At 71.2% G+C, this 16,606-nt stretch carries 13 protein-coding genes; 10 read left to right on the top strand and 3 right to left on the bottom strand.

Features of this window, described 5'->3' with window-relative positions:
• Positions 1-92 precede the first annotated feature (92 nt).
• Positions 93-1,643, bottom strand: coding sequence for a sugar transferase (locus tag HED23_RS10015; RefSeq protein WP_203183051.1), 1,551 nt, complete (start codon positions 1,641-1,643; stop codon positions 93-95).
• 201 nt (positions 1,644-1,844) lie between these two features.
• Here HED23_RS10015 and HED23_RS10020 point away from each other — a divergent pair, with 201 nt between their 5' ends.
• Positions 1,845-2,225: an ankyrin repeat domain-containing protein gene (locus tag HED23_RS10020; protein WP_203183052.1), complete on the top strand. Its 381-nt coding sequence runs from the start codon at positions 1,845-1,847 to the stop codon at positions 2,223-2,225.
• A gap of 197 nt (positions 2,226-2,422) precedes the next feature.
• Here the strand turns inward: HED23_RS10020 and HED23_RS10025 are convergent, their stop codons facing one another.
• Positions 2,423-3,889, bottom strand: a complete 1,467-nt coding sequence (locus HED23_RS10025; protein WP_203187430.1) for a catalase — start codon at positions 3,887-3,889, stop codon at positions 2,423-2,425.
• A gap of 25 nt (positions 3,890-3,914) precedes the next feature.
• Positions 3,915-4,361 carry a Fur family transcriptional regulator gene (locus HED23_RS10030; RefSeq protein ID WP_203183053.1) on the bottom strand — a complete coding sequence of 149 codons (447 nt, stop codon included), beginning with the start codon at positions 4,359-4,361 and terminating at the stop codon, positions 3,915-3,917.
• 158 nt (positions 4,362-4,519) lie between these two features.
• Between HED23_RS10030 and HED23_RS10035 the strand changes: the two genes are divergently transcribed.
• From HED23_RS10035 to HED23_RS10075, 9 genes are all read left to right on the top strand, one after another.
• On the top strand, positions 4,520-6,007 hold the full coding sequence (locus tag HED23_RS10035) for an AlkA N-terminal domain-containing protein (RefSeq protein WP_203183054.1): 1,488 nt from the start codon (positions 4,520-4,522) through the stop codon (positions 6,005-6,007).
• An 80-nt stretch (positions 6,008-6,087) separates the two neighbouring features.
• On the top strand, positions 6,088-6,597 hold the full coding sequence (locus HED23_RS10040; RefSeq protein WP_203183055.1) for a methylated-DNA--[protein]-cysteine S-methyltransferase: 510 nt from the start codon (positions 6,088-6,090) through the stop codon (positions 6,595-6,597).
• Between the two features lie 147 nt (positions 6,598-6,744).
• Positions 6,745-7,401, top strand: a complete 657-nt coding sequence (locus tag HED23_RS10045; RefSeq protein ID WP_203183056.1) for an alpha-ketoglutarate-dependent dioxygenase AlkB family protein — start codon at positions 6,745-6,747, stop codon at positions 7,399-7,401.
• 247 nt (positions 7,402-7,648) lie between these two features.
• Complete coding sequence (locus HED23_RS10050) at positions 7,649-8,119, top strand: hypothetical protein (protein ID WP_238441904.1); 471 nt, start codon at positions 7,649-7,651, stop codon at positions 8,117-8,119.
• Positions 8,119-9,510 (top strand): hypothetical protein, encoded by a 1,392-nt coding sequence (locus HED23_RS10055; RefSeq protein ID WP_203183057.1) that lies wholly within the window; start codon positions 8,119-8,121, stop codon positions 9,508-9,510. Before HED23_RS10050 ends, HED23_RS10055 begins: the two co-directional genes overlap by 1 nt.
• Positions 9,507-10,949 carry a vWA domain-containing protein gene (locus HED23_RS10060; protein ID WP_203183058.1) on the top strand — a complete coding sequence of 481 codons (1,443 nt, stop codon included), beginning with the start codon at positions 9,507-9,509 and terminating at the stop codon, positions 10,947-10,949. The genes HED23_RS10055 and HED23_RS10060 overlap by 4 nt, the downstream gene beginning before the upstream one ends.
• A gap of 55 nt (positions 10,950-11,004) precedes the next feature.
• Positions 11,005-12,117: an ATP-binding protein gene (locus HED23_RS10065; protein WP_203183059.1), complete on the top strand. Its 1,113-nt coding sequence runs from the start codon at positions 11,005-11,007 to the stop codon at positions 12,115-12,117.
• The gene (locus tag HED23_RS10070; protein WP_203183060.1) at positions 12,114-14,906 is read left to right on the top strand and encodes a DUF5682 family protein; all 2,793 of its coding nucleotides are present in this window, start codon (positions 12,114-12,116) and stop codon (positions 14,904-14,906) included. The genes HED23_RS10065 and HED23_RS10070 overlap by 4 nt, the downstream gene beginning before the upstream one ends.
• 1,165 nt (positions 14,907-16,071) lie before the next feature.
• Positions 16,072-16,290, top strand: coding sequence for an MbtH family protein (locus tag HED23_RS10075; protein ID WP_203183061.1), 219 nt, complete (start codon positions 16,072-16,074; stop codon positions 16,288-16,290).
• Positions 16,291-16,606: the final 316 nt, after the last annotated feature.

Genomic DNA, 16,606 nt, shown 5'->3' on the forward strand with positions numbered 1-16,606 from the left:
GAGGGTCCGGCCGTTCCTGACGGTCCGGTCGGGAGGCCGCGGTGCGTCCTTGTCCTGCGCACGCGGCCCCCCTCGTGTCCCCCCGCCACGTCTCAGTACGCCCCGCGGCCGTCGGTGACGGCGCGCACCGTACGGGCGAGGAGCCCCATGTCCGTGGCCACCGACCAGTTGTCGACGTACCAGAGGTCCAGCGAGACCGTTTCCTGCCAGGAGAGGTCGGACCGCCCGCTGACCTGCCACAGGCCGGTCAGGCCCGGCCGCACCGCCAGCCGGCGGAGCTCCCGCTCGTCGTAGCGCGACACCTCCTCCGGCAGTGGCGGCCGTGGACCTACCAGGGACATGTCACCCCGCAGCACGTTGAGGAGCTGCGGGAGCTCGTCCATGGAGGTCCGCCGCAGGGCGTGACCGATCCTGGTCACCCGGGGGTCGCGGCGCATCTTGAACATCGGCCCCTCGCTCTCGTTCGCTGCCGAGAGCTGCTCCCTGCGGGACTCCGCGTCCGCCACCATCGTGCGGAACTTCCACATGGTGAACGGCCGGTTGTGACGGCCGTGACGGGTCTGGCGGTGGAAGACGGGGCCGGGCGACGAGAGCCGCACGGCCAGAGCCACCCCGAAGAGCACCGGCGCGAGCACCAGCAGCCCGAGCGCCGCACCGGCGCGGTCCACGACGGTCTTGAGTGCGGCCTGGGGGCCGCTCCGCAGCGGCGGTGCGACATGCAGCAGCGTCAGCCCGGCCGCGGAGGCCGGCCGCACCCGGGCCGCGGCGACCCCCGACAGGTCCGAGAGCACGCAGAGGGCCAGGCCGCCGTCGTGGAGGCCCCAGGCCAGCCGGCGGAGCCGGTCGTCGTCGAGCTGGGGGCCGGGCGCGACGAGTACCAGATCGGCGTCATGGGCGAAGGCACCGCCGAGCACCGTGGACACGTCGTCGTCAGCCGGCCGGGGCGCCAGCCGTCCAGGCACCGGTGTCCCGCAGTCCGGGGCTTCAGGACCGACCGGGACCACCGCCACCGCCGTATACGGATGATCCGTACGGGAGTTGAGAAGATTCACCGCCCGGTCCAGGCCCGCGGCCTCGCCGACCACCAGGACCCGGCGCGCCGCCCGCCGCCCCGAGGCCCGCCGTAGCCGGCCCGCGGCCCCGGCGAGGACGGCCAGGGCCAGGCCGGGCACCAGCGCCGCGACGGCGGTGGCCGGGTCGAGGCCCCCGCCCGTCACGGCCAGCAGCACGGCCAGCAGACCGATGAGCGCCAGCCAGTCGCCCACGGGGCCGTAGGGCCCCCCGGCGGATTCCCCCGGCAGTCGCGGCGCGTACCGGCCGCGCGCCGCGCGGACTCCCGTCCAGACGAGCGCGGCCGACGCCGCGGCGGTCAGTGCTCCTGGCTGTCCGCCGGCCCGCAGGACCAGCCAGGCCGGTATCCCCATACCCAGCAGATCGGTCAGGGCGAGGAAAGGTACACGCGGAACGGGCGTCTTCCTGGCCCGCGGTCTCCCCGCGTGGTCGCGCTCAACAGTCGTCGGGGCTCTCCATAAATGCTCCGGAGCCACCGTGCGGTTCCGGGAAGCGGCGGTACGCGGTCGTGGTGCCCCCGCGAGCCCGACAGGCCCGGATATATCCGATTCAGGTATTTCGACATGCCCCATGAACCCCCCAGCCACAGTTGCATCCCCACAAACGGGGCGCATCCGCCGATCTCATGGACTGACGGATGCGCCCTCGCTCGGTGCACGATATCCACACACGTGCCATTTCGCTGGAGTTCTCGTGAAGTTCAGACAGGCCGGACGTTGTGATCCGCGTCGCCCTGTCCGGCCGGTCCCACGGGGCGTACCTAAGGTAGGGGTATGGAACCGCTTTCCGAGGAACAGACCGCGCAGCTCGTCGCGATGGTGACGGACCTGGCCAGGCAGGGGCGTACCGAGGAGCTCCTGGAGTTCTTCGACCACGGGCTGCCCGTCGACGTCCAGGACGTCCAGGGCAACACGGCGATCATGCTCGCCGCCTACCACGGACACGCGGAGACCGTGCGTGCGCTCATCGCGCGCGGCGCCGATGTCGACCTCCGCAACGGCCGGGACCAGTCACCGGTCGCCGGAGCCCTGTTCAAGGGGGAGGACGCGATCGTGGCTGCGTTGATCGCCGCCGGCGCGGACCTCGACGCGGGGACGCCGAGCGCACGGGCCACGGCCGAGATGTTCGGGAAGACGGCTCTGCTGGTGGAGTAGGGCCTCCCGCCCGGATGGACGGCCATCGCGGAACAGATCAGGGTGTTGTGGACGTCGCCGATCCGGCCTGATCCCACCTGGGTCCGATCCAGTCTTGTCGCTCCCGATCCGGACGGAACGCCCTGACCGGTACGCGCAAGGGGCCCCGGGCGGCTGTGCGTTGCCCGAGGCCCCTCAAGTGCGGCGGCGGAACGGCTCTACTTGGCGGCCTGCAGCGCCTCGATGGCCTTGCGCACACCCTCGCCGTAGGCCGGGTCGGCCTGCGTGCAGTGGTTGATGTGACGCTCGACGGTGGCCTGTGAGGCGCCGTCGATGGCCCGGGCGGTGTTACCGAACAGGGCGTCCTGCTCGTCCGGGGTCATCGCCCGGAACAGGTTGCCCGGCTGCTCGAAGTAGTTGTCGTCGTCCTCGCGGTAGTCGAACCGGTCGGCGGCGGCACCGTCGAGCGCCAGGCCGGGCTCGGCGAACTGCGGCTGCTCCGCCCAGCGGCCGTAGCTGTTCGGCGTGTAACCGGGCACGGAACCCTGGTTGCCGTCCACCCGCAGCTGGCCGTCGCGGTGGTAGGTGTTGACGTTCTTCGCACCGCGGGGCTGGTTCACCGGGATCTGGTGGTGGTTGACACCGACGCGGTACCGGGCGGCGTCACCGTACGAGAAGAGCCGGCCCTGCAGCATGCGGTCGGGCGAGGCTCCCACGCCGGGGACGAGGTTCGCCGGGGTGAAGGCGGCCTGCTCCACGTCGGCGAAGTAGTTCTCCGGGTTGCGGTTGAGCTCGAACTCACCGACCTCGATGAGCGGGTAGTCCTTCTTGGACCAGACCTTGGTGAGGTCGAAGGGGTGGTAGCGGTACGTCGCGGCGTCCGCCTCCGGCATCACCTGGATGAAGAAGGTCCACTTCGGGTTGTCGCCGCGCTCGATGGCGTCGAACAGGTCCGCCTGCGAGGACTCGCGGTCGTCGGCGACGACCGCCGCGGCCTCGGCGTCGGTCAGGTTCTTGATGCCCTGCTGCGTACGGAAGTGGAACTTCACCCAGAAGCGCTCGTTGCTCTCGTTGATGAACGAGTAGGTGTGCGAACCGAATCCGTGCATGTGGCGGTAGCCGTCGGGGATGCCGCGGTCCGACATCACGATGGTGATCTGGTGCAGGGCCTCGGGGAGACTGGTCCAGAAGTCCCAGTTGTTCTCCGCCGAGCGCAGGTTGGTGCGCGGGTCGCGCTTCACGGCACGGTTCAGGTCCGGGAAGTGGTGGGGGTCGCGGTGGAAGAAGACCGGCGTGTTGTTGCCGACGACGTCCCAGTTGCCCTCCTCCGTGTAGAAGCGGAGGGCGAAACCGCGGATGTCGCGCTCCGCGTCCGCCGCGCCGCGCTCACCGGCGACGGTCGAGAACCGGGCGAAGAGCTCCGTCTCCTTGCCGACCTCGGAGAAGAGCGCGGCCCTCGAGTACCTGGTGATGTCCTGCGTCACCTTGAAGGTGCCGAAGGCGCCGGACCCCTTGGCGTGCATACGACGCTCGGGGATGACCTCACGGCTGAAGTGGGCCAGCTTCTCCAGGAACCAGACGTCCTGGAGAAGCATCGGGCCGCGCGGACCGGCGGTGACGGCGTTCTCGTTGTTCGCGACCGGTGCGCCGGCGGCAGTGGTCAGCGGCTTCGTGTTGTCAGAGATTTTCCTGCTCCTCCGTGTGAAAACTTCAGTGCACCGACTCCGGATCCTGCTGACCGCGCTCGGTCAGGCATCCAGGGCACAGGCCCCAGTACGTGACCTCGACGTGGTCGATGGTGAACCCGTGATCCTGGGGCGCCTCGAGGCGCGGAGAGCCCTGCGGGACATCGACGTCGGCGATCGTGCCGCACGAACGGCAGACCACGTGCTGATGGTTGTCCCAGGACTGTCCCTCGTACCGTGCCGGAGAGTTCGGTAGGTCGATCCGCCGCGCCAGTCCGGCGTCGACGAGCGTCTTGAGCACGTCGTAGACGGCTTGGGTCGAGACCGCGCCGATGCGTGTGCGTACCAGGGTGAGGAGGGTACTGACATCGGAGTGCGGGGCCTCGTGGACTGCCGAGAGCACGGCGACCCTGGGACGGGTCACTCGCAATGACGCTCCGCGCAGGAGTGTCCTGGCCTCGGTTTCGATCACCCACGCAGTGAACCATCTTTCTGGAATGATTCCAATCAATGCTCGGTGAAGTTCATGCGGCGCGTCCGTGCCGCACTCCGCCCCGTGGCGTCGCCCCGAGGGGGCGTCGTGTCCGATTTCCGCCAGCACCGGGGTGTGCGATGCCGCACCCTTGAGACATGACCGGTGACGACAGCAGGTACGAGGCGGTGTCCAGCCGCGACGCCAGGTTCGACGGTGAGTTCTTCTTCGCCGTGTCCACGACCGGGATCTACTGCCGTCCGAGCTGCCCGGCCACCACTCCCAGGCGCCACAACGTGACGTTCTTCCCGACCGCCGCCGCGGCCCAGGACAGCGGCTTCCGTGCCTGCCGGCGCTGCCGCCCGGACGCGGTTCCCGGCTCCGCGGACTGGAACGCGCGCGCCGACCTGGTGGGCCGGGCGATGCGGCTGATCGGTGACGGGGTCGTCGACCGCGAGGGCGTGTCCGGTCTGGCCGCGCGCCTCGGATACAGCGCCCGGCAGGTGCAGCGCCAGCTGAACGCCGAGGTCGGCGCCGGACCCATCGCGCTCGCCCGCGCCCAGCGGGCCCACACCGCGCGGGTCCTGCTTCAGACCACCACCCTGCAGGCCGCCGAGATCGCGTTCGCATCCGGTTTCCACAGTGTGAGGCAGTTCAACGACACGGTCCGGGAGATCTACGCGCTCACCCCCGGTGAGCTGCGCACCACCCGGCCCGGCCGCTCCTCCCGCTTCGGCTCCGTCGGCACGGCGGACGGAGCCGGGGGAGTGCCGCTACGGCTCGCCCACCGGGGGCCGTACGCCGCGACCGGGATCTTCGACCACCTCGCGGCCCGCGCCCTCACCGGCATCGAGGAGATGGCCGGGCCCCGGGGGGACCGCACCTACCGGCGCACCCTGCGTCTGCCGCACTGCACCGGCATCGCCGAGGTCAGGGAGAGGACCGGCGACGGCTGGCTGGAATGCCGGCTGCACCTCGGTGACCTGCGGGACCTGACGACCGCCACGCAGCGGATGCGCCGTCTCTTCGACCTGGACGCCGACCCCCTGGCGGTCGCCGAGCGCCTCGGCGCGGATCCCGCACTCGCGCCGCTCGTCGCCCGCACGCCCGGACTGCGGGCCCCTGGCGCCGCCGACGTCCACGAACTGACCGTCCGGGCGGTCCTCGGCCAGCAGGTCTCCGTAGCGGCCGGGCGCCGCCTCGGCAGCGCGCTGGTCACGGCCTACGGCGCGCCCCTCCAGGTGCCCAGCGGCGCCCTCACCCGTACCTTCCCCGATCCCGGAGACCTGGCCGGAGCCGGCCTGGAGGAGCTGGGGATGCCGGTCGCGCGGCGCGCCACCCTCAGGACCGTCGCCGCCGCCCTGGCCGACGGCCGCATCGGGCTCGATCCCGGCGCCGACCGGGACCAGGCCGAGAAGGACCTCCTCGGCCTGCGGGGTGTCGGCCCCTGGACGGCCGGCTACATCCGCATGCGGGCACTCGGCGACCCCGACGTGCTGCTGACCGGCGATGTCGCGGTGCGGGCCGGGATGCGGCACGCGGGAGCCGAGGCGGTCGACGCCGGGGCCTGGCGCCCCTGGCGCACGTACGCCACGCACCACTTCTGGAACGCGGCCGTGGACCGCCGGCGCGTCGCGGTGACGTGACGTCCGAATCCCGCCGGCCGGATCACCTCGGACCCCGCACAGTCGACCCGTACGACGAAGACCCCGGAAGGACCCCGACCATGACGCTCTACACCACGATCGACAGCCCGCTCGGCGAGCTGCTGCTGGTGGGCGAGGAGTCGACCACCGCACAGGGCGGCACCGCCCTCGCCTCGCTCTCGGTGCCGGGCCAGAAGGGCGGCGCCACGGTCCAGGACGGCTGGACGCAGGACGCGGACGCCTTCACCACGATCGCCGCCGAGCTGCGCGCGTACTTCGAGGGCAGCCGGGCCGGCTTCGGCATCGAGTGCGCCGTCAGCCGTGGCACCGACTTCCAGCGCCGCGTGTGGAAGGCCCTGGACGCCATCCCCTACGGCACCACGCTCAGCTACGGAGAGATCGCCGCGCGGATCGGCGCCTCGCGCATGGCGGTGCGCTCGGTCGGCACCGCGATCGGCGCGAACCCGCTCCTCGTCGTCCGCCCCTGCCACCGCGTGATCGGCGCGAGCGGCGCACTCACCGGCTACTCGGGCGGTCTCGATCGCAAGCGGCAGCTCCTGGACCTGGAGAACCACCACCGGGCGGCCTGACGGCACGATGCCCCGGCGGACCCGCCCGCACCAGGAGAGCCACCCCATGAACGCTCCCGCAGACCAAGCGTCACCGCTGATCAGCTGCGGCACCAGGGACGTACGTCACCGCCGGGTGACCGCCTGCCCGCCCGGGAGGGCGGCGTCATGAGCGCACTCCTTCCGCGCCCCGCCATGGAAGTCGCCCCTGGCGCCTGGCACGTACCGGACTGGCTCACCCCCGCGCAGCAGCGCGAGCTGGTGACGGTGTGCCGCGCCTGGGCCACCGGCCCCGTCCCCATCCGTCACACCCGGCTGCCGCGCGGCGGCGTCATGTCCGTCCGGACCGTGTGCGTGGGCTGGCACTGGCAGCCGTACAGATACACCCGCACCGCGGACGACGTGAACGGCCTGCCGGTCGCCGAATTCCCGGACTGGATGGTCCGGCTGGGCCGCAGCGCCCTCGTGGAGGCGTACGGCGACGAGGAAGCCGCACAGGGGTACACCCCGGACACCGCGCTCGTCAACTACTACGACGGGCAGGCCAGGATGGGCATGCACCAGGACAAGGACGAGCGGTCGTCGGCCCCCGTCGTCTCCCTGTCCATCGGCGACACCTGCGTCTTCCGCGTCGGGAACACCGAGACCCGCACCAAGCCGTACACGGACATCGAACTCTCCTCGGGCGACCTGTTCGTCCTCGGCGGCCCCTCGCGCTTCGCGTACCACGGGGTGCCCAAGGTCCACGAAGGCACCGGTGACCCGGCCACCGGGCTCAGGTCGGGCCGGCTGAACATCACGATGCGGGTGACCGGGCTCGCGTAGCCGGGGCCAGGGGCGCCGTCGAGGAGGCGGCGGCTCCGGACGCCCGGGCGGTGTGCGACCCGGGACGTTCCCCCGCCCCGCCCCCGGGGCCGGTCCCCGGCGGCGAGCGGCTCCCGCCCGTGGTCACGGCGTTGTCAGTGGGCCCCAGTAGGTTCAGTCGTGTTCCGCCGGTCCGGCGGTGACGACCCCTTAGCTGTGCATTGGAGATGGCGCGTTGTCCGATTGGGAGAGGTCGAGCACGGCACGGGTGATACCACCCGCGCGGCCGCGCAAGCTCGCCAAGGTTCCGTTCGTCGAACTGGCCGACGGACGCCTGCAGGGTGTGGTGTCCAGCGGTTCGGACATCGGGCGGGTCTACGTGTCGTCGGTCGCCACGGGGACCTACGCGTTCGCGTGCAGCACCAACAACAACCGCCCCTGCGGAGGTGCGCGCGGATCGTTCTGCAACCACATCGGCGCCCTGATCAACGAGGCGGTCCTGCAGTACGGCGCCGACCGCGTGGTCCGGTATCTGAAGGCCGAGGTCCCGGAAGGGGACGTGGACGGGGCCGTGCTCGCCTCAGCCATGCGGAGCACCCGCCCGGGGGCGGACACGACGAAGGCCGCCGCATCCGTCTTCAGCCGGTTCCTGCGTCACCTGGCCTACCTCGAACACGCCCCGGTCACCACGCCGTTGCCCGAGATGCAGTTCTTCCCGCCCACCAGGGCGGTGGCGTGATGCGCGCCGACCTCCTCGCCGGACCCGTCGAGGGGCTCGACGAAGCGCTGTCGGCGGTCGACGCCTTCGACAGGGCTCTGGTCGCAGGCCTGCTCCGTCCCCAGCCCGCCGGGGCCGACGGCCCGGCACGGCTCGCCGACGCCGTGGCGGGGACGCCGCTGGCCTCCAGGGTCGCCGAGGCCGCCGCGAAGGCTGCGGCCGGAGCGGCGGGCGAGGACCACTTCGTGGCCCTGGCCGCCGCGCGGACCGCGCTGCTCGGCTCCGTCCACGACGCCCTGCTGATCCGCGTCGAGGAGGCGGCCGGCCGCTCACGCGGCGCGGAGGCGGTGTCGGTGACGGCCGGACAGCCGATGGCCAATCTGCCTGCGGCCGCCTGTGCGTGGCTCTCCGAGCTGGCGCGCTGCGGCTGGCAGGGCATCGACCACGAGGTGGTGTCCGGAGCGGCGGAGATCGTCTCCGCGATGCTTCCGGAGCCGTCGCTGCGCCGCCTGGCGGTTCTCCTCGACGGCTTCGCCGCCGAACTCGCCGCGTCCTGTCCCGGTGCCTCGGCGGAACGCTTTCCGGTACGCCGCTGGGCCGACCTCTGGTCGCGCGGGATGCTGCTGACGGTGCCCGGAGCTGCCGCGACCCCGGTCACCGGCACCGTCGACGGACGCCTGCTGCCCCTCGGCATCGACGTACAGGAGCACGCGACCGCCGCGCAGGCGCAGGTGCACGCCGTCCTCGAGCCGGCGGACGGCTCCGCTCCCCGCCTCGTGCGCGCCGGTGTGTCGGTGCCGAAGCCCGACACGGTCCTCGGAGCCGGGATCTGGCAGCTGCTGCGCCCGCACATGTCGCTCCTCGCGGCGGCCGGCGAGGGCCGCTCGATGCACCTCACCGGCATGCCGGTCACAGCTGAGGGCGACCTCGTCTGGAGCGACGAGTACGCCCGCCCCGGTGAGCCCGCCGAGGCGTTCGCCACCGCCCGCGTGGCACTGCCCGCCGCGACGGCCCCGGTGACCGCACCCCTGGACCGGCATCCGGCACGCATCGCGGTACCCGTCTTCCTGGAGGGCTACACCGCGCGGACGGATGACGACGGCGTACTGACTTTCACCGTCGCGGGGCTCGACCTCGTCGTCGACACCGACCGCATCCCGGCCGCCGGGCCGCTCACCCCCGAGGCCGTCGCCAAGTCCGGCGCGTGCATCGCGCTGATCCGCTGGGACGCCGGGGCGTTCGGTGTGCAGCCGCTCGCCGTCGAGACCACGGTGCGGAAGAAGGTGACCGCGGTGCAAGCGGGGGCATGGGCCGGAGGCACGGCGGACAAGGCCGGGGTCAGGGCGGAGAAGGCAGCCACCGACGCCGCGAAGGTGCTGAGCGAGCGCGCGGGAAGGCTGTTGCGGAAATGAACGGACAGCAGAGTCCCGAGGCGACCGGAGAGGCCTCGTACGACAACCGCCGCCAGGTCATGTACTGGCGCCTCCTCGCCCGGCTCTTCGACCACGAGGAACAGGCGGCCCTGGAGTCGGCGAGCCTCGCCGTGGTGGAGGACATCGGGCTGCCGGCCGCGCTGCTGGATCCGCAGGCGTCGGTCGACTCCGTCGTGCAGCGCCATCCCGAGCTGGCCACGGAGTTCGACGGTCTGATGACGCCGGACGTGGGCGCGGACGTGGACGCGGAGACGGAAGCGGGAGCGGCAGGGGACGACGTCCGCGACCGGGCCGCCGAGGTGCGGCGCGCCGCGCTCGTGTCGAAGGTGCTGCTGAACGTCTTCCACTCCCCGCCCGGCACCGTCACCGCGGGCCAGCTCTCCCGGTGGCAGTCGGACGCGGGCTGGCTGGAGCGCGCGCTCGGGTGCAGACCCGGTGAGCTGCGCGGCGGACGCGCGGGCGGGACGGGCGTCAGCCCGACCGGTACGGGCGGCGGCGGCAGGACCCCCGACCTGAGACGGCTCATTCCGGAGATCGGCCCGGAGCTCGGCTCCATCGAGGCCGGGCTGGTCAAGCGGATGAGGCTGCGCGAAGTGCTCGCCGACCCACAGCTCGCCGGGCAGCTGACGCCGAGCATGTCGCTGATCGAACAGCTGCTGCGTGACAAGGACAACCTGTCCGGTGTGGCCCTGGCCAACGCCAAGGCGCTGATCCGCCGCTTCGTCGACGAGGTCGCGGAGGTCCTGCGCACACAGGTGGAGAAGTCGACCGTCGGCGCCCTGGACCGTTCGGTCCCGCCCAAGCGGGTGTTCCGCAACCTGGACCTCGACCGCACGATCTGGAAGAACCTCACCAACTGGGACCCCGAGGAGGAGCGGCTCTACGTCGACCGCCTCTTCTACCGCCACACCGCGCGGAAGACGACGCCCCAGCGGCTGATCGTGGTCGTCGACCAGTCGGGCTCGATGGTCGACTCGATGGTCAACTGCACGATCCTGGCCTCGATCTTCGCGGGACTGCCCAAGGTGGACGTCCACCTCATCGCGTACGACACGCAGGCGCTCGATCTGACCCCATGGGTGCACGACCCCTTCGAGACCCTGCTGCGCACCAACCTCGGGGGCGGCACCGACGGCACGGTCGCCATGGCACTGGCCCAGCCGAAGATCGCCGAGCCCCGCAACACGGTCGTCGTGTGGATCTCGGACTTCTACGAATGGCAGACCGAGCCGCTCTTCGAGAGCATGGCCGCCATCCACCGCTCCGGGGCGAAGTTCATCCCGGTCGGCTCCGTGACCAGCTCCGGCCGTGCCAGCGTCAACCCGTGGTTCAGGGAGCGCTTCAAGGACCAGGGAACCCCGGTGCTCTCCGGCCACATCCGCAAGCTCGTCCACGAGCTCAAGACCTTCCTCACCTGAGGCCTCTCGGCCCCGGTGCAGCTGAACCCCACATCTCAGAAAGGCCTGTACACCCATGTCCGACCTGTTGCGCGCCCCCGCCGAGATCAAGTACGCCGAAGAGCTCGACTGGCTGGAGTCCGTCGACGACGGCCCCAAGCCGTTCTCCTGGCGCCTCTCACCCAAGATGGTCCGCCTGTTCATCCTGGGCTCGGAGCGCTCCGACGGCCTCGACCGCGAGATCTCCCAGAAGTGGTACGGCGACCGCAGCTTCGTCGAGCGCTCCATCGTCACGCTGGCCTCCGACCGGGGTCTGCTCCTCATCGGCGACCCGGGCACGGGCAAGAGCTGGCTGGCCGAGCTGCTGTCCGCCGCCATCTCCCGCAACTCCACCCTCGTGGTGCAGGGAACGGCAGGTACCACCGAGGACCACATCAAGTACTCCTGGAACGTGTCCATGGTGATCTCCAAGGGCCAGTCGCGGGAGTCGATGATCCCCTCACCGATCATGACCGCGATGGAGACGGGGGCGATCGGCCGTTTCGAGGAGCTCACGCGCTCCACCAGTGACGTGCAGGACGCCCTGATCTCGATCCTGTCGGAGAAGTACATCTCGGTCCCGGAGATGGACAGCGACAACATCGTCTTCGCCAAGCCGGGCTTCTCCGTCATCGCCACGGCCAACAGCCGCGACCGCGGCGTAAACGACCTGTCCTCCGCGCTCAAGCGGCGTTTCAACTTCGTCCGCATCCCGGTGGTGACGAACAAGAAGAGCGAGGCGGAGATCGTCCGCTTCCGCACGGAGGAGCTGCTGCGCCGGCATCGGATCGAGCTGGACGTGCCGCCGACCCTGCTCGACGTACTGCTGGAGAGCTTCGCCGACCTCCGGGCCTCCGCCGCCGCAGCCGGAAGTGACGACGAGAAGCTGGAGTCCGCCCTGTCGAGCGCCGAGCAGATCGGCGTACTGGAGGACGCGATCCTGCACAGCAACTTCTTCGGCGAACGCGCGCTGACCGCCCGTACCCTCGCCTCCTCGCTCGTCGGCTCGCTGGCCCGGCGCGAGCCCGAGGACCTGGCCATCCTCAACAAGTACCTGCACGGCGTCGTCGAGCCGCGCAGCAAGGAGGAGGGCGGCTCCTGGCCCGAGTTCCTCGAGGGCGGCCGTGACGCGATCGCCACCCTGTCATGAGTGCCCCGAGCGAGGAGACCCAGTTCGAGGCGCTGCGGGGACAACTCCAGGACGCCGCGACGGAGTTCGCCGACGGCCCGGACGCGTTGCAGGGCATCCTCCTCGGCATCGTCGACGACGTCGACCGCGCCGTGCGCGAGCCTCTGGAGATCTTCCCCGTCTGCCACCACTCGCCCGCGTCGGCAGTCGCGATGGCCCGGAGGCTCCGGGAGAAGCAGCCGAAGGTCGTGTATCTGGAGCTGTGCGAGGACATGGCGCCCCTGCTGCCGGAGCTGCGCAACTGCCGCCTGCCGGTGGCCGTCCAGGCGTTCGCGAGTGAGGTCAAGGGCTTCCCCGCGGAGTGGGCACCCCTGTCGGTCGTGGCCCCCATCACCGAGGCGTCGGCCGAGTACCAGGCCATCGCCTACGCGTTGGACACCCCCGGCGTCGAGCTGGTGCTCGTCGACCGGTCCTCGGACCACGTGTTCCAGTGGCAGGCGGGCGAGAAGGAGCCCACCGGCCCGGACGCCCCGCCCGCCGAGGAGGAGGCGGCGCTGCACGGCGACGCCGTGGGGGTGGAGATCGGCGACCTGCGGCCCCGCTTCGCCGAACTGGAGGAGCACCTGCTGCACCACGGCCGCGTGCGGCACTGGTCGGAGTGGTGGCACCAGTACGTCGAACTTCCGCTCGGCGACAGCGACCACGACACCTACCGCCAGGTCATGCTCCTCATCGGCAGCCTGTTCCGCCGTCTGGCCCCCGGGGACACGGACCGGGTCCGGGTGGACGAGGACCGTGAGCGCTACATGTGGACCAGGATGCGCGAACACCTCGCCGCGACCGGCACCGATCCGGAGGACTGCCTCTACGTCTGCGGCGCGTTCCACGCGTCCAGCCGTGTCGAGGAGTTCGGTGTCCACGGCAGCGACACCTTCGAGATCACTCCGCCGAGCGAGAGCACCTGGCAACACGGGCTCATCCCGTCCAGCCACGCCGCGATCGAGGGGCAGTTCGGCCTCGCCGCCGGGTCCGTGTCGATCGCCGCCACCCAGTGGGCCAAGAACCTCAAGCGCACCCGGGTACAGCCGTTCCGGCTCGCGGGCCAGGCGGGTGCCAAGAAGGCCGCGAAACCGAGGAAGGCCGTCGCGCCGGCAGTGCCCGAGGCACCGGAGGAAGTCTCCGACAAGCTCACGGGCTTCCTGCAGAGCCCTCCCGCCCTGGACCGGCTGGACGAGGCCGAACTCCTCGGATGGTCGGTGGAGATCGTGCGCTCCGCCCGGCGCAACGGCTATCTCGCCTCCACCGCCGACGCCATCGCGGTGTTCGAGACGTCGATCCTGCTGGCCGGCATGCGGGACCGGGCCAGGCCCACCCCGTACGACTTCCAGGACGCGGCGGTCACCTGCATCGAGAAGGAGACCGTGCCGGGGAGGCGCGACGTCCGCCGCCTCGTCGAGATCCTGATGGGCGGCGACCGGATCGGCCAGGTCGGCTACGACGCGCTGCCGCCCCTCGCCCGCGACGTGCACGACCGCCTCGCTCCGCTGAATCTCAAGCTCCAGCAGCGCGGTGTGCAGCGGGCCCTGCTGGACATGAACTCCCAGCCGGACCTGCGCCGGTGCTCCGACGTGCTGTGGATGCTGCGCCACCTGATGCCCCACGGCGCCGCCCGGCCGATCATGGGGGAACGGGAGCTCGGCAAGCAGTCGGTCCAGGAGTCCTGGGACCTTGCTCTGGGCACCCATCAGCGGGCGCTCATCGAGCTCGGCTACGAGGGCGTCAGCATCGAGCAGGTCCTGGAGCAGCGCCTGCGCCGCGCCGCCTACGCCCCGAACGCCACCACGGCGCAGGTCCTCGGGGCCGTGGAGGACGCCGTGCTGTATCTGGGCAGCGGCCGCCTCGCCGACGAGCTGGGCACCCGGGCCCTGGAGGTGCTCGCCACCGAGCGCAGCGTCGACGGAGCGCCGGAGGTCCTGCGCAGGGTGCGCCGGCTCCTGGCGTACTACCGGATCAGCAGGCCGGTGCTGCCGGTGTGGATCGAGTCCTTCGCCAAGACGGGGTACGCGCACTACTGCACGCTGCTGCCGACGGCGTTCGCCGACGAGGACGCGACCGTCCGTCAGGTCGCCGCGATGCTGGGATTCCTCTTCAGCATGGAGAGCCTCGCCCTGTCACTGGGCTGCGACCGGACCCAGCTGGACCTGGCCTTCGCACAGTCGCACCCACGGGAGCCGTCCAGGGTGGCGCTGCTGTGGGCGGCCCGGGTGCAGCTGGGGCAGGTCTCCCGCGCGGAGCTGAGGAAGTGGTGCGACGGACTGCTGGCCGACCCGCTGGTGGTGCCTGCCTATCCCCGGTACCTCAGCGGATTCCTGCACGCCCTGGAGCCGGTGCCGCAGCTGGCCGACTTCGTCGTGGAGGCGGTCTCGAACGCCTTCGCGCGGCTGCCGGATCCGGTGCTGCTCCCCTGGCTGCCGACGTTGATCACCACCCTGCGGTCCGAGGGCGCCGACCTGGCCCCTCTGCTGATCCGCGAGGCCGGCCGCGTCTTCCCCGGCCGCCTCGCGGCGCTGGACGCCTGGGTCCCGCCGTGGCAGGCCGCCCCGGAATCGCCGGCCGCCCCCGCGGCAGCCGGTGGCGGCACGGCCGGCCGTGCCGCACTGCTCGCCGCACACCCGGAGACCTGCGACAGCTTGGCGGAGCTGCTGGGCTGCGAGGACACGTGGGAGGCGGAGGCAGCGGTGCCCTCCGGCGCGGTACTCGTCGGACGCCACCCGGAGACGGCGGCGGCGCTGGAGGCGCTGTTGGCGTGAGTCCGACAGAAGGGGGACCGCTGACCGACGGGAGGCGGCAGCCCGCGCGTGCCGCAGAACGCGGCGCGCGCGTTCGCCGTGCGGGTGTGCGTGCGTGTGTTCCGTCCGTACGGTGCGAGTGAGCTTGCCCGGTGCCCGTCGCAGGCGGCTGTACGGGCAGGGATCCCGTCGCCGCGTCCACGCTTGCACGACAGTTCGAGGGTCCGGACCACCCGGTGCCGCCCTTGTGCGCCGGGCCTGAGGCGCGGGGACGGGACGTACGCCTCCCGGCGGGACACCTCCCCTGCGCTGTGCGATCCACCCCCAGGTGCTGCCGGTCGTCCTCGTGGCGGGATCGTCTTCGGTGGTGGCGACGGCGACCACCCGTGCGGCCCGTGCCGCATCGAGTGGCGCTCCGGCGGCTCGGAGCCGCCCAGGTCCGGCCGTCACTTCGCGACGACGAATCCCGTTGAGGACGTAGCGGATGTGCGAACCGCCGGAGCGGTTGCGGCCGATGGCGTCCGACGTCGGGGTCGAGCGGCCGGTGACTTCGGCCCAGCGCGGCTCACACCGGGGTCGAGCGGCCGGTGATGCAGGCGTCGCGCCGTGACGTCGGGTCGAGCGGCCGGCGACGTCGGCCTCGCGCGCCTCACACCGGCGTCGGCGTCGAGCGAGTGACGGCCGGGCTGTCCGGTTCCCCCGGTCGGGCGGGGGGCGCGCGCCCGGCGCATGGGAGCTTGCCGTGATCTCTGTGTGTAACAGGAGTACGCGGGCGCACGCCGGAGGATATCCGAAAGTGCATGGTTCAAATCAAGTTCTACCCGCACCATTGGGACATCGGGTGGCTGAATTTTTCTCCCGACGGCCTGCTGGCATATACCCCGGGCGGATGCGCCCTCTCCCCGCCGATCCGATACTTGTGAGTAACCAGGCGAATACTCGCCTTTCGTCGCCGAGGGTCCTCTAATGTGATTGGCGTGCGGGCGAAGTCGGGTTATCCCTGGATCGGGCACACGCATCTTCGCGGTATCCGGAGGCGTAACGTATCTCCGTTCCGCGTGCCCGGGATCGCATTTCTGGGGCTTGGGGGATCGATGGCATGGCGCGGGAAAGTGACCGACGCGGCACGTCTGGGCATAAGTGATGAACATGTCGTGGAAAGAATGAGAACAAGTGGGGGACGGTCGTGACCAATCCTTTCGATGACGAGTCGGGGCGGTTCGTGGCGCTGGTGAACGACGAGGGGCAGTACTCGTTGTGGCCCGCGCACATCGAGGTTCCGGGCGGCTGGCGCGCCGCCGGTCCGGAAGGTTCGCGTCAGGAATGTCTGGACGTGATCGAGGGTGCCTGGACCGACATGCGGCCCGCCGGCCTGGTGCGGGCGACGCGGGGCGACGCAAGGTAGGCCGGCGGGTGGGTCGCCTGGGGGCGACCCGGACCGTGTGGCACACCGGTACGCGCCGGCACTCCGCCTGATCAATTCCGCTCTTGTTTGAGCGAGATTGATCAGGCGTGATCAGGTGTTCGCTGTGGTTTGGTCAAAACTGCTCACGTCCCCTTCATGTGTTGTTCATTAATCACCGATGGGCTGCCGCGTGCCCGCCCCTGGATGGGCGAAGGCAATGCGGTCCTCCCGTCGTGATGCCATGCCCGGTGTGCAATCCAGCCGTGCCTGGCGCCGAGGGTGCGGCGACGTTTCTCTCCGCTTCCGTCTGCCCCGG

This window comes from Streptomyces pratensis (assembly GCF_016804005.1).
Lineage (GTDB): Bacteria > Actinomycetota > Actinomycetes > Streptomycetales > Streptomycetaceae > Streptomyces > Streptomyces pratensis_A.